A 19,578-nucleotide genomic window follows, 5' to 3' on the forward strand; every position below is an offset into this window, starting at 1 on the left:
GCGGCGCGAGCGCTACGCGAGCACGAGCTCGATGCGCGACTCCGTCGGCGCCCAGCCCGCGGCCGCGAACGCGCGCTGCATCGGCGCGTTCTCGTCGTCGGTGTCGGCGATGAGCGTGTGGGCGCCACCGGCGCGCAGGTCGGCGGTCGCCGCGGCCACGAGCGCGCGCCCGAGGCCCCGCCCGCGCGCCGCCCGCGCGACCCCCACCCGCAGCAGGTAGCCGTGGCCGCTCGGCATCACGAGCCACGACGCCACGCCGACGTCGCGCCGCCCATCCGCCCCGTCGTCGACGGCGAAGCGGATGCACTCGATGGGGTCCGCCGCGAGCAGCTCGTGGGCGAGGCCGCGGGCGGCTCCCTCGAGCCCGTGCTCGTCGACCGCGCGCCGGTCGCGAGCGTCGAGCGAGCCGTCGAGCACGGTCTCGAGCAGCATCGTGAGCCGGTGCTCGTCGCCCGGTGCCGCGCGCTCGAGCCGTAGGCCCGGCTGCGGCGCGGCAGCCCGCACGGCCGACGCGGGCAGCTCGTAGTGCCGACGCGCGGCGCGCAGCCGCCACCCGAGCGCCTCGAGCGGTTCGAGCACGCGCCGCACGCCCGGCGCGCGCAGCGGCTCGTGGGCCGGCCCGCCGAACGACACCTCGGCGTCGTCGCTCGGCAGCGCCCACTCGGTCGCTCGGCGCAGCAGGGCGGCGGATGCGTCGGCGTCGTCGGGCAGGCACAGCACGTCGATGAGACGAGCGTCGCCCACCTCGCGCGCAGCGACGAGCCCGAGCACGCGGGGGCCGGCGGTCGCCGCCCAGACGAGCTCGGGCCTGCGGTGGCCGAGCGCGAAGCCGCGCTCGAGCGCCCCGCTCGCGAGCCGGGCTCGGTTGGCGGGGGTGTCGATCGTGGGGGTGCCGGCGCGCAGCCAGCGGATCGCCTCGTCGGTCGAGGCGGGGGAGCGGAGCTCCATGGCGTCCTCCAGTCGGCGGCCGCGACGGTGCGGCCGCGAGCGGTCAGCCGATCTCGGCGCGCGCGGCGGCGACGTCGAGGGCGGCGATGTGCACAGGCATCGGTGCCCCCTCTCGATCGCCCGGCCGCACCGGGATGCGGCGAGCGTAGCGCAGGGGCCGGGCGTGCGGGCGCCGGATCCCGGCCGCCAGCCACAGCCCGCGGCGAGCCGCCTACGGGATGAGCGGCACCTGCCCCGTCTCCGGGGGCATCGGCCGCGCCCGCGCCGCCGTCACCGCGACGCCCGCCGAGGCCGCGACGACGAGCGCGAGCGCGAGCAGGTCCCAGCCGCTCAGCAGCTCGCCCACCACGAGGAACCCGAAGATCGCCGCCGCCGCGGGCTCGAGCGCCATGAGGATGCCGAACACGCGCGTCGGCACGCGCCGCAGCGCGAGCAGCTCGAGGCCGTACGCGATCGCGCTCGAGAGCATCGCGATCGCGAACGCCGGCAGCAGCACGCTCGCGTCGGCGGCCACCGCGTCGATCGCGCCGAGCAGCCCGAACGGCAGCACCGCGACCGTCGCGATCACGAGCGCGCCCGCGAGCCCGCCGACGCCGGGCACGTTCCGCCCCACGGCGGCCGAGGCGAGGATGTACGCCGCCCAGCAGCCGCCCGCCGCGAGGGCGAGCACGACCCCGAGCGGGTCGAGGTCGCCGCCGATCGACTGCGCGCCGAGCACTCCGACGCCGATCGCCGCGAGCCCGACCCACGCGACGTCGACGAGCCGCCGCGATTGCACGAGCGCGAGCACGAGGGGCCCGACGAGCTCGAGCGTCACGGCGACGGCGATCGGGATCCGGGGCAGCGCGAGGTAGAACAGCAGGTTCATGCCCGCGAGCGCGATGCCGAGCGCCACGATCGAGCGCCACGCCGCCCCGTCCCACGAGCGGATGCGCGGCCGCGCGATCGCGAGCAGCACGACCGCTGCGAACGTGAGCCGCAGCAGCGTGAGCGCGGCGGGGTCGATGCGGTCGAAGACGGTCTTGGCGATCGAGGCGCCGAGCTGCACCGACGCGATCGAGCACAGCACGAGCAGCAGGCCCGCGACCGCGCCACCGGGGGAGAGGCGGCGGATGCGGGGCACCGCCCCAGCCTAGGTGCGCGGCCGTCGTCCGCCTGCCGAGCCGCCCGCATCGCCCCCCCCCCCCCCCCCCCCCCCCCCCCGCAGCACCCGCCTCATCCGCGCGGATGATCTTGCGCGCGGCGCGCCCCGCCCGGCCCCGCGGCGGGCGAGGATCAGCGCATGGCATCCGCGCCCCCGCCGCCCGCGGCGAGCACTCCAGAGCCGTCCGCGGCCCCGCACCTCGCCGTCGCCGGCGCGCCCGAGCCGCTCGCGGCATCCGCCCCCGTCTTCGTCGACCCGCTCGCGCACGGCGAGCCGCGCCCGTCGCTCGACGCGGGCGGCATCGTCGTCGACGGCGTCGGCCGCAGCTTCGGCGCGGTGCAGGCGGTGCGGCACATGACCTTCCACGCGAAGCCCGGCCGCGTCACCGGCCTCATCGGGCCGAACGGCGCGGGCAAGACGACGCTCCTGCTCATGCTCGCATCGCTCCTCGCGCCCGACGCGGGCGAGATCCGCATCGCGGGCGCCGATCCCGTGCGCGACCCGGCGGCGGTGCGCCGCGCGATGGGATGGATGCCGGATGTGCTCGGCACGTGGCGTTCGCTCAGCCCCCGCGTGATCCTCACGACCGTCGGGCGGCTGCACGGCATGCCGCGGGACGCCGCCCGCGCCCGCGCCGACGAGCTCATCGCGCAGGCGCGCCTCGACGAGCTCGCGGACCGCCCGAGCCGCGTGCTCTCCCGCGGCCAGCAGCAGCGGCTCGGCCTCGCCCGCGCGCTCGTGCACCGCCCGAGCGTGCTGCTGCTCGACGAGCCGGCGGCGGGCCTCGATCCCACCTCGCGCCTCGAGCTGCGCCAGCTGCTGCGCGGCTTCGCGGCGAGCGGCGGCACCGTGCTCATCTCGAGCCACGACCTCTCCGAGCTCGACGAACTCGCCGAGGACGCCGTGTTCGTCGACCGCGGCGAGGTCGTCGGCGGCGAGCGGCTCGTGCTCGCCCGGCAGGCCGTGCGCGAGTGGCGCATCCGCGCGCTCGACGCCGCGGCGCTCTCGTACCAGCTCGCCCACATCGGCGTGCCGTTCGACCGGGTGCGGATCGAGGGCGAGCTCGCCCACGTCGGCCTCGAGAGCGACGAGGCGGCCGCGGCCGTGCTCGCGCACCTCGTGCGCGCCGGCGTCGCCATCACCCACTTCGCGCCCGCCGTCGGCGACATCGAGCGCACCTACCTCGGGCTCGCAGGCGGCCCCGGCACCGGAGGTGCACGATGACGCAGACGCAGGCGCAGACCCCGCCCCCCGCGGCGCCGCCCGAGGCGCGTCCGGCGCCGGATGCGCGCGCGGGCCTCGGCGCGTGGCTCCGGATGCTGTGGGTCGTCGTGGGCCTCGAGCTGCGCCAGCGCGTGCGCTCGGTCGCCTGGTACGTGCTGCTCGGCGTCGTCGCGCTCGTCGTCGGCGGCGTCATCGTCGTGCTGTGGCTCTCGCTGCAGGGCTACCAGCGCGACATCGGCGGGGCGATCTTCGCGACCACGATCTTCCTCGTCATGCTCGTCACCTCGCTCGTGACGCCCGCGCTCTCGGGCAACGCGATCAACGGCGACCGCGAAGCGGGCACGCTCGCCTCGACGCAGGTCACCCAGGTGTCGGCGACGCAGCTCGTGCTCGGCAAGGTCGTCGGCTCCTGGATCGCGTCGCTCGGCTTCCTCGCCGTCTGCGTGCCGTTCATGCTCGCCGCCGCGGCGCTCGGGGGCCTGCGGCCCGAGGCGGTGCTCGTCTCGATCCCGATCGTCGTGCTGGAGATCGGCGTGGTCTCGGCGATCGGCGTCGGCCTCTCGGGCGTCATCCGCAAGCCCGTGCTCTCGACGGTCGTGAGCTACCTCGTCGTCGCGACCTTCGCCGTCGGCACGCTCATCGGCTTCGGGGTCGCGACGATCGCGCTCCAATCCGAGGAGCAGCGGCCGGAGCTGACGTGGGAGTACGACGAGACGACCGGCAACGCGACGTGCATCGACACGGGCCGCACCTACGAGACGGTCGTGCCGCGCACCGATCGCGTGTGGTGGATGCTCGCGGCGAACCCCTACGTCATCCTCGCCGACGCGACCCCGCCGCACTTCGACTCGGGCGGCTACCCCGACGACCTCTTCGGGCAGATCGCCCTCATGGTCCGCATGGCGCAGGAGCCGCCGCACATCGAGTCGTGCGCCGACTACGACGCGCGCGGCGCATGGGAGGATCCGGCCGAGGGCGTCTTCGACCGCACGGCGCCGAGCTGGTTCGTCGGCATGGCGATCCACGTGGGGCTCGCGGCGCTCGCGACTTGGGGCGCGATCGTCGCGGTGCGCGCCCCGGCCCGCACGCTCGCGCCGGGCAGCCGCATCGCCTGAGATCCACTCAACGGCCATGCGCGACGGATGTGCACGTGACGTGCACATCCGCGCCGCATGGCCGTCGAGATCGCCGCGGTCCGGCATCATGAGGCCATGACGCTCCCGACGAAGGCCGCCTCCATCCAGCAGCAGCTGCGCGACATGGGCATCGACCGCGAGATCATCCACTTCCCCGAGGGAGTCCACACGGCGAAGGCCGCGGCCGCCGCGCTCGGCATCGAAGTGGGCGCGATCGCCAACTCGCTCGTGTTCTGGATGGCGGATGCGCCGCTGCTCGTCATGACGTCGGGTCGCCATCGCGTCGACACCGCCGCGCTCGCCGAGCAGCTCGGCGAGGGCCCGATCGAGCGCGCCGACCCGCAGCAGGTGCGCGCCGCGACCGGTCAGGTGATCGGCGGCGTCGCGCCGCTCGGTCACCCCGCGCCCATCCGCACGATCGTCGACGTCGCGCTGCGCGACTACCCGCGGCTCTCGGCCGCGGCCGGCACCCCCGAGACGGTCTTCATGCTCGACTACGACGAGCTGCTGCGCATCACCGGCGGCGAGGAGCGCGTCGTCGGCGACTGACGGCTCAGTCGCGCCGGCCCACCGCGAACACGCGCCGGAACGGCAGCAGCACGCGCCCCTCGGCATCCGCCGGATAGGCCTCCCGCAGCCGGGCCTTGAAGGCCGACTCGAACGCGGGCCGCAGCTCCACCGGCAGCGCCTCGAGCACGGGCCGCGCGCCGGTCGCGCGCACCCACTCGAACACCGCATCCGGCCCGTGCAGCACGTGCAGGTAGGTCGTCTCCCACGCGTCGACCTCGAGGCCGAGCGCCGTGAGCGCGCGCAGGTAGTCGGCGGCGTCGTGCGCCTGCGGGCGGTGCGCCGCGCGCGTGTGCTCGGCGAACTCGGGCAGCGCAGCGACCTCGTCGCGCAGCGTGTGGCTCGGCTCGCCGAAGTTGCCGGGCACCTGCATCGCGAGCCAGCCGCCCGGCGCGAGCATGCCGACCAGCCGCGGCAGCAGCTCAAGGTGGCCGGGGATCCACTGCAGCGTCGCGTTCGTCACCAGCACGTCGAGCGGCGCCTCGGGCCGCCAGTCGCGCGCGTCGGCGAGCTGCCAGTCGAGGCGCGGGTGCTCGAGCAGCGGGTGATCCGCGCGCGCCCGCTCGATCATCGCGGCGGATGCGTCGACCCCCGTCACGCGCGCACGGGGCCACCGGTCGGTGAGCAGCTGGGTGAGGTTGCCGGGGCCGCAGCCGAGGTCGGCGACGCGCCCGGGGGCTTCGGCGCCGACGCGGGCCACGAGCTCGACGAACGGCCTCCCGCGCTCGTCGGCGTAGGCGAGGTACTGCTGCGGGTCCCAGGTGTGGCGCCGGGGTCCGGCCTCGGGGGTCGAGCTCGTCACGGTGCCTCCAAAGTATCTTGACGTCAAGATATCTCCGCGTGCGGGCCGCGGCAAGGTGCGCGCGGCCGACGAGTCGCCGGGCGGCCGGCTGTCGGATCCGCCCTCGTCGTCCGGCGGCACGCAGGCTGCCGAACGCCGTTCGGCGGCACTCAGGCCCCGCCGGATGGAGCGACCTACACTCGGCAGAGTGACTGACACGACAGCCGATCTCCCCGTCTGGCCCGGCGAGGCCTACCCGCTGGGCGCCACGTTCGACGGCACCGGCACGAACTTCGCGATCTACTCCGAGTCGGCAGAGCGGGTCGAGCTGTGCCTCTTCGACGACGACGACGTCGAGACGCGCGTCGAGCTCACCGAGGTCGACGCGTTCGTGTGGCACGCGTACCTCCCGACGGTGCAGCCGGGCCAGCGCTACGGCTACCGCGTGCACGGGCCGTACGACCCCGCGCAGGGCCTGCGGCACAACCCCGCGAAGCTGCTGCTCGACCCCTACGCGAAGGCCACGAGCGGCACGATCGAGTGGGGCCAGCCGCTGCACAGCTACGACTTCGGCGACCCGCTGAGCCTCAACCAGGACGACTCCGCGCCGCACATGGTCAAGGGCGTCGTGATCAACCCGTTCTTCGACTGGACGGGCGACCGCCACCCCCGCACGCCGCTCGACGAGACGATCATCTACGAGGCGCACGTCAAGGGGCTCACGCAGACGCACCCCGAGGTGCCCGAGGCGCTCCGGGGCACCTACGCCGGCATCGCGCATCCGGCCGTCATCGCCCACCTGCAGAAGATCGGCGTGACCGCGATCGAGCTCATGCCCGTGCACCAGTTCGTGCACGACGCGGTGCTCGTCGAGAAGGGGCTGCGCAACTACTGGGGCTACAACACGCTGAGCTTCTTCGCGCCGCACGCCGAGTACGCGAGCGCCGGCGAGCGCGGCCAGCAGGTGCAGGAGTTCAAGGCGATGGTGAAGTCGCTGCACGAGGCCGGCATCGAGGTGATCCTCGACGTGGTCTACAACCACACCGCCGAGGGCAACCACCTGGGTCCGACGCTCAGCTGGCGCGGCATCGACAACCAGGCGTACTACCGCCTCGTCGAGGGCGACGAGCAGCACTACATGGACTACACGGGCACGGGCAACAGCCTCAACGTCTCGCGCCCGCACCCGCTGCAGATGATCATGGACAGCCTGCGCTACTGGGTGACCGAGATGCGCGTCGACGGCTTCCGCTTCGACCTCGCGGCGACGCTCGCGCGCGAGTTCTACGACGTCGACAAGCTCTCCACCTTCTTCGAGCTCGTGCAGCAGGATCCGGTCATCAGCCAGGTGAAGCTCATCGCCGAGCCGTGGGACATCGGCCCGGGCGGCTACCAGGTCGGCAACTTCCCGCCCGTGTGGGCCGAGTGGAACGGCAAGTACCGCGACCAGGTGCGCGACTTCTGGCGGGGCGAGCCCACGGCGCTCGGCGAGTTCGCGACCCGCCTCTCGGGCTCGGCCGACCTCTACGAGCACTCGGGGCGCCGGCCCGTCGCCTCCATCAACTTCGTCACCGCGCACGACGGCTTCACGCTCCGCGACCTCGTGAGCTACAACGAGAAGCACAACGACGCCAACGGCGAGGGCGGGCAGGACGGCGAGAGCCACAACCGCTCCTACAACTACGGCGTGGAGGGGCCCACCGACGATCCCGCGATCCTCGCGGTCCGCGCGCGCCAGCAGCGCAACTTCCTCGCGACGCTGCTGCTGAGCCAGGGCGTGCCGATGCTGCTGCACGGCGACGAGCTCGGCCGCACCCAGCAGGGCAACAACAACACGTACGCGCAGGACTCCGAGCTCAGCTGGATCGACTGGTCGAGCGTCGACCAGCCGCTCATCGAGTTCACCGCCGCCGTCGCGCGGCTGCGGCGCGAGCACCCCGCCTTCCGCCGCAAGCGCTTCTTCACCGGCAACACCGTGCGCACCGGCGACGGCGAGCGGCTCAACGACATCGTGTGGCTGCGCCCCGACGCGACGCCGATGGAGGCCGACGACTGGCAGGCGATGGAGGCCGAGAAGACCCTCGGCATGTACCTCAACGGCAACGGCATCCCCGGCCGCGGCGTGCGCGGCGAGCGCATCGTGGACAACCACTTCCTGATCTACTGCAACGCCTCCGAGGAGGAGCGCGAGATCACCATCCCGCCGGCCGAGTACGCCGAGGCGTGGGATGTGCTCATCGACACGGGCGCGGAGGAGGAGGCGGTGGGCCCGATCCAGGCGGGCGACGTCGGCCGGCTCGCACCGCGCTCGTTCGCGCTGCTGCGCGAGCACGTGCCGCCGGTCGACCAGGACCACTCGGTCGCCGCGTCGATCGCGGCGGCGAGCGCGACCGACGGCCGCGTGGCCACGCGCGAGCCGCACCCGACCGGTGAGCGCCCGCTCCACGCATCCGCCCCGACCCCCGCGCCCGACGCGCCCGTCGAGCCCGGCGCCGACGGCGTCGTGCCCGGCGGCGACACCGAGCCCGACACCGAACCCGACACCGAGCCGAGAGCCTGACCGGAGGAGATCCCGTGCGCACGCCGCAGAGCACGTACCGACTGCAGATCACCGAGGCGTTCACCCTCTTCGACGCGGCCGAGCGGCTCGAGGCGCTCGCCGACCTCGGCGTCGACTGGGTCTACCTCTCGCCCATCCTCCAGGCCGAGCCGGGCAGCGACCACGGCTACGACGTCGTCTCGCACGCGCGCGTCGATCCGGTGCGCGGCGGGCGCGAGGGGCTGGATGCGCTCGCGGCCGAGGCGCAGCGGCTCGGCATGGGCGTGCTCGTCGACATCGTGCCCAACCACATGGGCGTCGCGACCCCCGAGCACAACAGCTGGTGGTGGCAGGTGCTCGAGGGCGGGCAGGAGAGCCCGCTCGCCGACGCGTTCGACATCGACTGGGAGGCGGGCGGCGGCACGCTGCTGCTGCCGATCGTCGGCGACGACGACTGGTCGGAGGACGGCACGGTCGCGCACCTGAGCGTCGAGCGCGGACCCGACGGCGAGGCGCGGGCGCTGCGCTACTGGGACACGCGGCTGCCGGTCGCGCCCGGCACGGGCGACGGCCTCGCCCAGCAGGTGCTCGAGCGCCAGCACTACCGGCTCGTGCACTGGCGGCAGGCCGACGACCGGCTCAACTACCGGCGCTTCTTCGCCGTCACGTCGCTCGCGGCGGTGCGGGTCGAGCTGCCCGAGGTCTTCGAGGCGACGCACGTCGAGATCGAGCGCTGGTTCGACGAGCGGCTCGTGCAGGGCCTGCGGGTCGACCACCCCGACGGGCTGCGCGACCCCGCGGGCTACCTCGACGACCTCGACCGGCTCACCGGCGGCGCGTTCGTGCTCGTCGAGAAGATCCTCGAGCCGGGCGAGCAGCTGCCGCGCTGGGCGACCGCCGGCACGACCGGCTACGACACGCTCGGCCTCATCGACCGCGTGCTGACCGACGCATCCGCCGAGGCCGCCCTCGACGCGATCGACCAGCGCCTGCGCGGCGGCGAGCGGGTCGACTGGGCCGAGATGACCCACCGCACGAAGCGCCGCATCGCCGATACGATCCTGCGCGCCGAGGTGCTGCGGCTCGAGCGCGAGGTGCGGGCGTCGCGCGCGTTCGACGAGGCGCACGGCGGCACGGCGGCGCCGACCGACACCGCCGACGCGATCGCCGAGCTGCTCGCGTGCTTCCCCGTCTACCGCTCGTACCTGCCCGAGGGGATCGAGCACCTGCGCACCGCTGCCGCGCGCGCGGCCGAGGCTCGGCCCGACCTCGCGGCGACGATCGAGCGGCTGCTGCCGGTGCTCGCGGATCCCCGGCAGGATGCGGCGCTGCGGTTCCAGCAGACGAGCGGCATGGTCATGGCCAAGGGCGTCGAGGACACCGCGTTCTACCGCTACTCGCGCCTCACGAGCCTCAACGAGGTCGGCGGCGACCCCGAGGTCTTCGCCGTCGATCCTGCCGAGTTCCACGCGCTCATGCGGCGCCGGCAGGCCGAGTGGCCGCACGCGATGAACGCGCTCTCGACCCACGACACGAAGCGCGGCGAGGACGTGCGGGCGCGCATCACGACGATCGCCGAGCTGCCGGGCCGCTGGGAGGCGCTGCTCGACCGCCTGCTCGTCTTCGCGCCCGCGCAGGGCCGGGCCTTCGTCAACCTGCTGCTGCAGGCGGTCGTCGGCGCGTGGCCCGCCGACGAGCAGCGGCTCGTCGACTACATGCGCAAGGCCGCGCGCGAGGCCGACGCCCACACCCACTGGACCGACCCGAACGCGACGTTCGAGTCGCAGCTCGCCGAGCTCGTGCGGCACGTGCTCGCCGATCCCGCGCGCCGCGACGTCGAGGCGTTCCTCGCCGAGACCGAGGAGGGCTTCCGCGCCAACGTGCTCTCGGCCAAGCTGCTCAACCTCACGATCCCCGGCTTCCCCGACGTCTACCAGGGCGCCGAGGCCCTCGAGCAGTCGCTCGTCGACCCCGACAACCGCCGCCCGGTCGATTGGGGGCAGATGGATGCGCTGCGCGAGCGGGCGCGCGAGCCCCTGTCGGGCGGGTGGTCGCTCGAGGTCGCCAAGGTGCGGCTCGTGCGCGAGGCGCTGCGCCTGCGGCGCGCGCACCCCGAGCGGTTCGAGGGCTACCGGGCGCTCGAACCGCAGGGGGAGGCGGCCGAGCACGCCATCGCGTTCGACCGAGGCGGCGCGATCGCGATCGCGACGCGGCTGCCGATCGCGCTCGCCGCGCGAGGCGGCTGGGGCGACACGACGATCGAGCTGCCCGAGGGGCACTGGGTCGAGCTGCTGACCGGCCGTGCGCTGCGCGGCGGCGAGACGCGCCTCGACCTGCTGCTCGGCACGGCGCCGGTGGCGCTCCTCACGCGCGACTGACCCGCAGGCGACGCCCAGCCCACGGTGGTGGAGCACGCGCCCCAGGCGACGGTGGTCGAGTAGGCGCCGCAGGCGATGCCCAGCCCACGGTGGTGGAGCACGCGCCCCAGGCGACGCCCAGCCCACGGTGGTCGAGTAGGCGCCGCAGGCGACGCCCAGGCCACGGTGGTCGAGTAGGCGCCGCAGGCGCCGTATCGAGACCAGACCCCAGCCACAGGAGGCACGATGACCCACCAGCACGAGTACTCCGTCTGGGCCCCGCACGCCGAGCGCATGCGCGTGGTCGCCCACGACGCATCCGTCGAGATGACCGCGGGCGAGGGCGGCTGGTGGCACGCGACCGCTCCCGCCGGCGACTACGGCTTCCAGATCGGCGACGACGACGCGGTGCGGCCCGACCCGCGCTCGCTGCGCCAGCCGCGCGGCGTCCACGAGCGCTCCCGCGTATGGGACGCATCCGCCCACGACTGGCAGGACGGCGACTGGACGGGCCGACCGATCGCGGGCGGCGTGCTGTACGAGCTGCACATCGGCACGTTCACGCAGGAGGGCACGCTCGACGCCGCGGCCGAGCGGCTCGACCACTTGCTCGAGCTCGGCGTCACCCACGTCGAGCTGCTGCCGGTCAACGGCTTCAACGGCACCCACAACTGGGGCTACGACGGCGTGGCGTGGTTCGCGGTGCACGAGGGCTACGGCGGCCCGTCGGCCTACCAGCGCTTCGTCGATGCGGCGCACGAGGCGGGTCTCGCGGTCGTGCAGGACGTCGTCTACAACCACCTGGGCGCCTCCGGCAACTACCTGCCGCTCTACGGCCCGTACCTCACCGAGGGCCGCTCGACGTGGGGCGACCTCATCAACCTCGCCGAGCCCGAGGTGCGCCGCATCATCCTCGACAACGTGCGCTACTGGTTCGAGACCATGCACGTCGACGCGCTGCGGCTCGACGCCGTGCACGCGCTCGTCGACGATGCGAGCGTCGAGGCGGGCCGGCCGCACATCCTCGAGGAGATGGCGATCGAGACCGCGGCGCTCGCGGCCCACCTCGGCCGCCCGCTCGAGCTCATCGCCGAGAGCGACATGAACGACCCGAAGCTCATCACGCCGCGCGAGGGCGGCGGCTGGGGGCTGGATGCGCAGTGGTCGGATGACTTCCACCACGGCCTGCACGTGGCCCTCACGGGCGAGACGCACGGCTACTACGAGGACTTCGCGCCGCTCGGCGCGCTCGCGAAGACCCTCGAGCGCGGCTTCTTCCACGACGGCACCTTCTCGACCTTCCGGGATCGTGAGCACGGGCATCCGATCGACGTCGAGCGCTCGCCGTCGTGGCGGCTCGTCGTGAGCGCGCAGAACCACGACCAGATCGGCAACCGCGCCCGCGGCGACCGCATCACCGAGGCGCTCACCGAGTCGCAGCTGCTGTGCGCGGCGCTGCTGCTCTACGCGGGCCCCTCGACGCCGATGCTCTTCATGGGCGAGGAGTGGGCGGCGTCGACGCCGTTCCAGTTCTTCACCTCGCACCCCGAGCCCGAGCTCGGCCGTCTGACGGCCGAGGGGCGGCTCGCGGAGTTCGCGCGGATGGGGTGGGACGAGTCGGTCGTGCCCGACCCGCAGGACCCGGCGACCTTCGAGCGCTCGAAGCTCGACTGGAGCGAGCTGCGGCGCGACCGGCACGCGCGGGTGCTCGACGGCTACCGGCAGCTCGCGACGCTGCGCCGCGAGCTGCCCGCGCTCACCGACCCCCGCTGGACGCGCAACCGCGTCGAGGCGTTCGAGGAGGCCGGGGTGCTGCGGCTGCTGCGCGGCGTGCCGGAGGCGGCGGCGGGTGGCGACGGCGAGCGCGCGGGCGCGGGCGAGGGCGGCGCCGATGGGGCGGGCGCGATCGTCGGCCGGCCGCGGCACGAGACCGAGGCGCGGCAGGCGAGCGCCGAGATCGTCATCAACTTCGGCGACCGGCCGCAGTCCTTCCCGGTGACGCACCAGCGCATCCGGTTCCGGACGCATCCGGACGTCGCGTTCTCGGGCGAGCTGTCGCTGCCGCCGGGGTCGGGCGCGCTGCTGACCTGATCGAGAGGCCGCGCGGGCTCGGCGGGGACGCGGCTACCGTGGTCACCGTGACGCAGACCGTCGGCGAGCTCGACTTCCCCCTCCACGGCTTCCTCGAGACCCGGCGCGGCCCGATCGTCGAGATCGGCCTCTCGAACGCGCCCGCGCGCCTCGCACGCACCTACGTGCTCGTGCCCGAGGGCGCGGGCGAGCTGCCCGCCGGGGTCTACAGCACGGCGATCAAGCAGGTGGTCGACCTCGACGACCGCGGGGGATGGCTCATCGAGGCCGAGCTCGAGCCCGAGTCGCGCTCGGCAGCGGTGCGCGCCGACACGACGCTCGACGACGAGTGGGAGGCCGACGAGCGCGACCTCTTCCTCGCATCCTCCATCGACCTCCTGCCCGAGGAGCAGGCGCCGCTCGAGCGCGAGGGCGCGCAGCCGGTGAACCCGTTCGGGCTGTGGGCGCTCGACGAGGCGGGCGCGGCCTTCCGCGTCGAGGTCGAGCTCGACGACGAGACCGGGGGCGCCGTCGTCGAGGCGGCGACGCGCTACGGCAAGTCGCTGCACCCGTTCGTCTACGGGGCGACGCGCGCCGACACGCTCGTGATCGAGGAGCAGTTGCTCGCCGGCCCCGATGCCCTGCTCGACCTGCAGCTCTACGCCTTCGACGGCGACGAGGACCGCCCGTACGAGCGCTGGCACGTCGGCTCGCGGCGCGCGATCGAGTCGGTCGCGGCGTCGCCGCTGCCCGACTTCGACCCGGGGCAGTGGATGCGGTGGCTCACCCCCGTGGACGGCGGCGCCCCGGTGGCGTTCGGCGGGTTCCTGCTGCCCGAGGGGCGCACGATCGAGCTGCAGCCGGTCATGCCCGTCGAGCCCGAGTGGGCGGCGGGGCGCGTGCTGACGATCGCGATGCCGCGACCCGGCGTCGCCCACCAGGATGCGCGCGAGGTGACGGTCTACGCGAAGCCGTTCAAGGAGCTGCGCTCGTCGACCGCGAAGGTGCAGAAGCGCCCGCCGACCGCGATCGGCCGCTTCGTGCTCGAGGCGGAGGGCTACATGCCCGAGGGGTGGAGCGCGCTCGGCTGAGGCGCGCGTCCGGAGTCAGGCCATGCTGGGCTCGGGGCACGCGAACCGACGTCGGTACGCCGACGGAGAGACGCCGAGCTGCCGCGAGAAGTGGTGCCGCAGCAGGGCCGCCGTGCCGAACCCGGCCTGCTGCGCCACCGCATCCAGCCCCAGGTCGGTCGCCTCGAGGAGCGCCTGCGCGCGCTGCACGCGCTGCGAGGTGAGCCACGCCGCGGGCGTCGCGCCGAGCTCCTCGCGGAACCGGCGGGCGAACGTGCGCTCGGACAGGTTCGCGCGGCGGGCGAGTGCCGCGACGGAGTGCTCCTGGTCGAGGTGCTCGACCATCCAGTCGATGAGCGGCGCGAGCGTCTCGGCGCGCTGCTCGGCCACGGGGCCGACCGCGAACTGCGACTGGCCGCCGTCGCGCAGCGGCGGCACGACCATCGAGCGCGCGATCGTCGCGGCGACCTGCGCGCCCTGCAGCTCGCGCACGATGTGCAGGGCCGCGTCGATCGCGGCGGCGGTGCCGGCGCTCGTCGTGATGGGGCCGTCGTCGACCCAGAGGGCGTCGCGGTCGACGACCAGCTCGGGGAACTGCTCGGCGAGCGCGTCGGTGTGCCGCCAGTGCGTCGCGACCCGACGCCCGTCGAGCACGCCGGCGCGAGCGGCGACGAACGCGCCGGTGCACAGCGTCAGCACGCGCGCTCCGCGCACCACCGCGCGCTGCAGCACCCGGGCGACCGGCAGGCTGCACTCCGCGTCGTCGCTGCAGTCGTCGTAGGGGAGGACGATCACGACGTCGGCGCGATCCGCGAACTCGAGGCCCTCCTCGACCATGATCGGCAGCCCGAGGCCGCCGGCGAGCCGCACGGGCCCGGGGGTCGCCGTCACGACGCGGAAGTCGTTGCGCGGCACGCCGCGATCGGAGCGGTCGGTGCCGAAGACCTCGGCGGCGACGCCGAGCTCGAACGCGGTCGCGTCGTCATCGACGATGCAGGCGATGGTGAGCATGGGAGCCTCCTCGTGGACCTCGGCCAACCCGGCGACGTCGTGGTCGCCCTCGAATCTGCGCCTCGTGGTGCTGGCAGGATCTTACCGACTATTGACCATTCTGCCGCTGGTGGCTGGATATTGGCAAGAGCACACTTTCTGCCATGGACACCAACAGCACTTGGCTCATCGCCATCGGCATCATCGCCATCGTCGCGGCGGCCTCTGCGGTCGTCACCGCCCTGCGAGGACGCGCGCCCCGCACCCCCATCGACGCCGAGCGTCTCGCGCGGCTGCGCGACGCGGTGGCCGACCGCGAGGCGCGCGCCGAGGCAGCCCGCCTCGACGCCCGAGTCGCCGCCGATCGGCACGCCCGCACGCGCGCCCCGCAGCGGGAGCGCGTCGCGCAGCTCTGGGCCGGGGGCGTCTGAGCATCCGGCTGCAGCGCGAACCCGTCCTCGAATCCACCCCTGGTGCGCCCGCCTCGGCGGGCGCACCATTGCTGCATGCACACCTGGCTCGACAGCGCGGCCGCCGACCCCACGTGGTTGACGGTCTTCGGGGGCATCGCGGTGCTCGGCGGCTTCGCGACCGCGGTGATGCTCGTGCGGCAGATGACGCCGCGCGTGCGCATCGACCGCAGCCGCGTCGCCCGCCGCACCTGACGCCGCCCGGCACCCGCGGGGGCGCCGACGCCGGTGGCGCCCACCGGATCCCAGCGCGCCCGATGCATCCACCGCGCCCGCCGGCGTGCGCGCCACCCGAGAGATCGCCGGGTAGCGTGCGAGCATGCGTCTCGCCAACGGCCGTCTCGTCGACGGCACCCTGGTCGACATCGACGTGCTCGACGGCTCCATCGAACGCGTGAGCCCCGCCGGCTCCACGCCCGTCGTCGGCGAGCGCCACGACCTCGAGGGCGCGACGGTCGTGCCTGGGCTCTGGGACGAGCACACGCACATGGGGCAGTGGGCGCGGCACCGCATGCGGCCGAGCGTGCTCGAGGCCGGCAGCGCCGAGGAGGCCGCCGCGATCGCGGGGGCAGCCGCGCACCGCCACAGCGGCACCGGGCCGCTCGTGCTCGTCGGCATGCGCGACGGGTTCTGGCCCGCGCCGCCCACGCGCGCGCTGCTCGACGAGGCGACCGGCGCCATCCCGACCCTCGTCGTCTCGAGCGACGTGCACTGCTCGTGGCCCAACAGCGCGATGCTCGCGCGGCTCGGCATCGACACGGATGCGTCGCTGCTGCGGGAGGAGGCAGCCTTCGACGCGCTCCAGGCGCTCGACGGGCTGCTCGACGACGACGAGCTCGACCGGCACGTCGTCGAGGCCCTCGCCGACGCCGCCTCGCTCGGCGTCGTGGGCGTCGTCGACCTCGAGTTCGACGACGCCGTCGGCGCCTGGGCACGGCCCGGCAGGGGCACCCCCACCCGTGTCGATGCCGGCATCTACCCGCAGCACCTCGACCTCGCGGCCGCGCGCGGCTTGCCCGGCGGCGCGCCCCTCGTCGCTCCCGGCGGCCGCGGAGCGCTCCGCGCGCGCGTGGGGCCCTTCAAGGTCATCACCGACGGCTCGCTCGGCACCCGCACGGCGTGGACGGCGCATCCGTACGACGGCGCGACGGGCGGGGGCACCGGCACGCGCAACGTCGACGGCGATGCGCTCGACCGGATGCTCGGCGACGCCACCGCGCTCGGCCTCGGCGCCGCGGTCCACGCGATCGGGGACGCCGCGGTCTCCGCCGCGATCGACGCTCTCGAGCGCGCCGCGGCCGCGGGCCGCCACGTGGCCGGCGACCGCATCGAGCACGCGCAGCTCGTCGCGGCGGCCGACATCCCCCGCATGGCGAGGCTCGGCCTCGTCGCGTCGATCCAGCCCGAGCACGCGCTCGACGACCGCGAGCTGACCGCCGCGCTCTGGGGCGACCGCGCGGCCGACGCCTTCCGCATCCGCTCGTTCGTCGACGCCGGCGTCGCGATCGCGCTCGGGTCCGACGCGCCGGTGACGCCGCTCGATCCGTGGCGCGCGATCGCGACCGCCGTCACCCGCACGCGCGACGCCGAGCGCCCGTGGCAGCCCGACGAGGCGATCTCGCTCGAGCGGGCGATCGCCGCCTCGGCGCGCACCCGCATCGCCGCCGGCCAGCCGGCCGACCTCGTGGTGCTCGCGGATGCGCTGCCGAGCGCCGACGAGATCGCGCACGACCCGGGGGGCTCGGCCGAGCGCCTCCGCGCGACGGCCGTCCGAGCGACCCTCATCGAGGGGGAGCCCGTGCACGGCGCGCTCTGACGCGCCGCCGCCGCGCGCCACGCCGCACCGCCTCCGTCGGCGCACGACCACCTGTCGACCCCGACAGCGGATCCCTCACCCCGTTGTGGCCCCCGCACAACCACCGCGCGCGGCGGTGCGCCCCCGCTTGTGCTCCGGGCCAACCTCCGCGCCGCTCGGCCGACGCCCTGCCTACCGTGGGGGCGCACCTGCGACGGCGCCGCATCCGCGCGCCTGCCGCACCGCCGAGTCCGAGGGGGAGCCATGGCCGACACCAACCGCAACCGCCGTCAGCGCAGCGAGGAGCCGCGGCGCATCGGGAAGGTCGACGTGGACTGGCTCGGCCGCGACCTGCTCGGCACGTGGGCCGAGCGCCGCCTCGCGGCACGCCAGAAGGTCGCCGACCCGCGCTACCAGCGCATCGACGACCTCACGATGGCCGACCACCGGCAGCGCGCCCTCGAGCAGCTGCAGCTGCTCGTCGACGACGGCGCCGTGCTCGCCGCATTCCCGAAGCGCCTCGGCGGCGAGGACGACCACGGCGGCAACATCGCCGGCTTCGAGGAGCTCGTGCTCGCCGACCCGAGCCTCCAGATCAAGTCGGGCGTGCAGTTCGGCCTGTTCGGCGCCGCGGTGCTGCACCTCGGCACGCAGCACCACCACGACACGTTCCTGCCCGCGATCATGCGCTTCGAGGTGCCGGGCGCCTTCGCGATGACAGAGACCGGCCACGGCTCCGACGTCGCGTCGATCGGCACGACCGCGACCTACGACGCGGAGACCGAGGAGTTCGTCATCCACACGCCGTTCCGCGGCGCGTGGAAGGACTACCTCGGCAACGCCGCCCTGCACGGCAAGCACGCGGTGGTGTTCGCGAAGCTCATCACCCGCGGCATCGACCACGGCGTGCACGCGTTCTACGTGCCGATCCGCGACGACGAGGGCGCGTTCCTGCCGGGCGTCGGCGGCGAGGACGACGGCTACAAGGGCGGCCTCAACGGCATCGACAACGGCCGGCTCCACTTCACGCACGTGCGCGTGCCCCGCACCAACCTGCTCAACCGCTACGGCGACGTCGCCCCCGACGGCACCTACTCGAGCCCGATCGCGAGCCCCGGCCGCCGCTTCTTCACGATGATCGGCACCCTCGTGCAGGGCCGTGTCTCCCTCGACGGCGCCGCGGCGGTCGCCCAGCAGGCGGCGCTCGCGATCGCCATCCGCTACGGCGCCGAGCGGCGGCAGTTCAACGCGTCGAGCGACACCCACGAGGAGGTGCTGCTCGACTACCGCCGCCACCAGCGCCGCCTCTTCACGCGCCTCGCCAAGGCCTACGCGCAGACCTACGCGCACGAGCGCCTGCTGACCAAGTTCGACGGCGTCTTCTCGGGCCGCACCGACACCCCGGAGGAGCGCGAGGACCTCGAGACCCTCGCGGCAGGCCTCAAGGCGCTCTCGACCTGGCAGGCGCTCGACACCCTCCAGGAGGCCCGAGAGGCGTGCGGCGGTGCCGGCTTCCTCGGCGAGAACCGGCTCGTGCAGCTGCGCGCCGACCTCGACATCTACGTGACGTTCGAGGGCGACAACACGGTGCTGCTGCAGCTCGTCGGCAAGCGCCTGCTCGGCGACTTCGCGAAGCAGTTCAAGGGCGCGTCGAAGGCTGACATCGCCCGCTTCGCCGCCGACCAGTTCTTCGAGCGCGCGACGACGCTCGTGGGCCTGCGCACCTTCTCGCAGGACGTGCGCGACCTCCGCAACGTCAAGAAGTCGTCGATCGCGCTGCGCGACCGCGAGTTCCAGCGCGACCTCCTCGAGGACCGCGTCGAGACGATGGTCGCCGACATCGCCGGCCGCCTGCGCCACGCGCCGAAGGATCAGGCCAAGGCCGCCGCCGCGTTCAACGACGAGCAGCACCAGCTGATCGAGGCCGCTCGCGCGTGGGTCGAGCTGCAGCAGTTCGACGCGCTCGACGCCGCGGTCGAGCGCAGCCCCGAGGCGACGAAGAAGGTGCTGACGCACCTGCGCGACCTCTTCGCCCTCACGATCATCGAGCAGCACGCCGCATGGCACCTCGAGCACGGCCGCCTCTCGGGCGCCCGCTCGCAGGCCGTCACCTCGACGATCGACCGCCTGCTGCAGAAGCTGCGCCCGCACGCGCTCGACCTCGTCGCGGCGTTCGGGCTCGGCGACGAGCACCTGCGCGCCCACATCGCCACGGGTGCCGAGGGGCGTCGTCAGGCGGAGGCGCAGGCGCACTACGACGCGCTGCGGGCCGCGGGCGAGCTGCCCGTGCCCGAGAAGCGCTCGCGCGCGACGGATGTCGAGGCGCAGCCGATCGTCGCCGCGGGCGCCGCGCCCGTGCCGCCCTCGGCGATCGACGGCGAGTCGGCCGCCGCGGCCGACTCCGCCGACCCGTCGATGGATGCGCCGGCCGCCGAGAGCGCGGAGGTCGCCGCGCGCTGACGTCGTCGAGCGTCGGGAAGGCACGCG

At 74.4% G+C, this 19,578-nt stretch carries 15 protein-coding genes; 11 read left to right on the plus strand and 4 right to left on the minus strand.

The features are described 5' to 3' along the window. Nucleotides 1-12: 12 nt before the first annotated feature. The gene (locus BLT67_RS08815) at nucleotides 13-948 is read right to left on the minus strand and encodes a GNAT family N-acetyltransferase (protein ID WP_092666675.1); all 936 of its coding nucleotides are present in this window, start codon (nucleotides 946-948) and stop codon (nucleotides 13-15) included. 211 nt (nucleotides 949-1,159) lie between these two features. After that, on the minus strand, nucleotides 1,160-2,071 hold the full coding sequence (locus BLT67_RS08820) for an EamA family transporter (protein ID WP_231945455.1): 912 nt from the start codon (nucleotides 2,069-2,071) through the stop codon (nucleotides 1,160-1,162). Between the two features lie 159 nt (nucleotides 2,072-2,230). Between BLT67_RS08820 and BLT67_RS08825 the strand changes: the two genes are divergently transcribed. From BLT67_RS08825 to BLT67_RS08835, 3 genes are all read left to right on the plus strand, one after another. Next, on the plus strand, nucleotides 2,231-3,316 hold the full coding sequence (locus tag BLT67_RS08825) for an ABC transporter ATP-binding protein (protein WP_092666676.1): 1,086 nt from the start codon (nucleotides 2,231-2,233) through the stop codon (nucleotides 3,314-3,316). Then, complete coding sequence (locus BLT67_RS08830; RefSeq protein ID WP_172802003.1) at nucleotides 3,313-4,431, plus strand: ABC transporter permease; 1,119 nt, start codon at nucleotides 3,313-3,315, stop codon at nucleotides 4,429-4,431. Before BLT67_RS08825 ends, BLT67_RS08830 begins: the two co-directional genes overlap by 4 nt. A 96-nt stretch (nucleotides 4,432-4,527) precedes the next feature. Then, complete coding sequence (locus BLT67_RS08835; protein WP_092667602.1) at nucleotides 4,528-5,001, plus strand: YbaK/EbsC family protein; 474 nt, start codon at nucleotides 4,528-4,530, stop codon at nucleotides 4,999-5,001. Between the two features lie 4 nt (nucleotides 5,002-5,005). Here BLT67_RS08835 and BLT67_RS08840 read toward each other — a convergent pair whose 3' ends face one another. After that, nucleotides 5,006-5,821: a methyltransferase domain-containing protein gene (locus tag BLT67_RS08840; RefSeq protein ID WP_092666677.1), complete on the minus strand. Its 816-nt coding sequence runs from the start codon at nucleotides 5,819-5,821 to the stop codon at nucleotides 5,006-5,008. A 187-nt stretch (nucleotides 5,822-6,008) separates the two neighbouring features. On the opposite strand from BLT67_RS08840, the gene glgX reads away from it, so the two are divergent. The 4 genes from glgX (at nucleotide 6,009) to BLT67_RS08860 (ending at nucleotide 13,857) form a co-directional block, all read left to right on the plus strand. After that, nucleotides 6,009-8,360 carry a glycogen debranching protein GlgX gene (gene glgX / locus BLT67_RS08845; RefSeq protein WP_231945456.1) on the plus strand — a complete coding sequence of 784 codons (2,352 nt, stop codon included), beginning with the start codon at nucleotides 6,009-6,011 and terminating at the stop codon, nucleotides 8,358-8,360. A 14-nt stretch (nucleotides 8,361-8,374) separates the two neighbouring features. Then, complete coding sequence (gene treY, locus BLT67_RS08850) at nucleotides 8,375-10,717, plus strand: malto-oligosyltrehalose synthase (RefSeq protein ID WP_092666679.1); 2,343 nt, start codon at nucleotides 8,375-8,377, stop codon at nucleotides 10,715-10,717. A gap of 225 nt (nucleotides 10,718-10,942) precedes the next feature. Continuing rightward, nucleotides 10,943-12,787, plus strand: coding sequence for a malto-oligosyltrehalose trehalohydrolase (gene treZ / locus BLT67_RS08855; protein WP_092666680.1), 1,845 nt, complete (start codon nucleotides 10,943-10,945; stop codon nucleotides 12,785-12,787). Nucleotides 12,788-12,834: 47 nt separating this feature from the next. Next, complete coding sequence (locus tag BLT67_RS08860) at nucleotides 12,835-13,857, plus strand: hypothetical protein (protein WP_157674296.1); 1,023 nt, start codon at nucleotides 12,835-12,837, stop codon at nucleotides 13,855-13,857. A gap of 15 nt (nucleotides 13,858-13,872) precedes the next feature. On the opposite strand, the gene BLT67_RS08865 is transcribed toward BLT67_RS08860, so the two are convergent. Next, a complete protein-coding gene (locus BLT67_RS08865) occupies nucleotides 13,873-14,847 on the minus strand; it encodes a helix-turn-helix domain-containing protein (protein WP_092666682.1) in 975 nt (324 codons plus the stop codon). A gap of 143 nt (nucleotides 14,848-14,990) precedes the next feature. On the opposite strand from BLT67_RS08865, the gene BLT67_RS08870 reads away from it, so the two are divergent. The 4 genes from BLT67_RS08870 (at nucleotide 14,991) to BLT67_RS08880 (ending at nucleotide 19,551) form a co-directional block, all read left to right on the plus strand. Next, complete coding sequence (locus BLT67_RS08870; RefSeq protein ID WP_092666683.1) at nucleotides 14,991-15,257, plus strand: hypothetical protein; 267 nt, start codon at nucleotides 14,991-14,993, stop codon at nucleotides 15,255-15,257. A 75-nt stretch (nucleotides 15,258-15,332) separates the two neighbouring features. Next, nucleotides 15,333-15,491 carry a hypothetical protein gene (locus tag BLT67_RS13420; protein ID WP_157674297.1) on the plus strand — a complete coding sequence of 53 codons (159 nt, stop codon included), beginning with the start codon at nucleotides 15,333-15,335 and terminating at the stop codon, nucleotides 15,489-15,491. A gap of 124 nt (nucleotides 15,492-15,615) precedes the next feature. Further along, entirely contained in the window at nucleotides 15,616-17,112 is a 1,497-nt protein-coding gene (locus BLT67_RS08875) for an amidohydrolase (protein ID WP_092666684.1), read from the plus strand. A 243-nt stretch (nucleotides 17,113-17,355) separates the two neighbouring features. Further along, on the plus strand, nucleotides 17,356-19,551 hold the full coding sequence (locus tag BLT67_RS08880) for an acyl-CoA dehydrogenase family protein (RefSeq protein ID WP_092666685.1): 2,196 nt from the start codon (nucleotides 17,356-17,358) through the stop codon (nucleotides 19,549-19,551). Nucleotides 19,552-19,578 lie beyond the last annotated feature (27 nt).

Origin of the sequence: Agrococcus carbonis, from assembly GCF_900104705.1 — a bacterium.
In the GTDB taxonomy this organism is placed as follows: Bacteria; Actinomycetota; Actinomycetes; order Actinomycetales; family Microbacteriaceae; genus Agrococcus; species Agrococcus carbonis.

Excerpts from the sequence above, each read along its gene's own strand:
- treZ (WP_092666680.1), top strand. The coding sequence starts at position 10,943 with ATGACCCACCAGCACGAGTACTCCGTCTGGGCCCCGCACGCCGAGCGC.
- BLT67_RS08815 (WP_092666675.1), bottom strand. The coding sequence starts at position 948 with ATGGAGCTCCGCTCCCCCGCCTCGACCGACGAGGCGATCCGCTGGCTG.
- BLT67_RS08830 (WP_172802003.1), top strand. The coding sequence starts at position 3,313 with ATGACGCAGACGCAGGCGCAGACCCCGCCCCCCGCGGCGCCGCCCGAG.
- BLT67_RS13420 (WP_157674297.1), top strand. The coding sequence starts at position 15,333 with ATGCACACCTGGCTCGACAGCGCGGCCGCCGACCCCACGTGGTTGACG.
- BLT67_RS08825 (WP_092666676.1), top strand. The coding sequence starts at position 2,231 with ATGGCATCCGCGCCCCCGCCGCCCGCGGCGAGCACTCCAGAGCCGTCC.
- BLT67_RS08865 (WP_092666682.1), bottom strand. The coding sequence starts at position 14,847 with ATGCTCACCATCGCCTGCATCGTCGATGACGACGCGACCGCGTTCGAG.
- BLT67_RS08835 (WP_092667602.1), top strand. The coding sequence starts at position 4,528 with ATGACGCTCCCGACGAAGGCCGCCTCCATCCAGCAGCAGCTGCGCGAC.
- BLT67_RS08880 (WP_092666685.1), top strand. The coding sequence starts at position 17,356 with ATGGCCGACACCAACCGCAACCGCCGTCAGCGCAGCGAGGAGCCGCGG.
- BLT67_RS08875 (WP_092666684.1), top strand. The coding sequence starts at position 15,616 with ATGCGTCTCGCCAACGGCCGTCTCGTCGACGGCACCCTGGTCGACATC.
- BLT67_RS08870 (WP_092666683.1), top strand. The coding sequence starts at position 14,991 with ATGGACACCAACAGCACTTGGCTCATCGCCATCGGCATCATCGCCATC.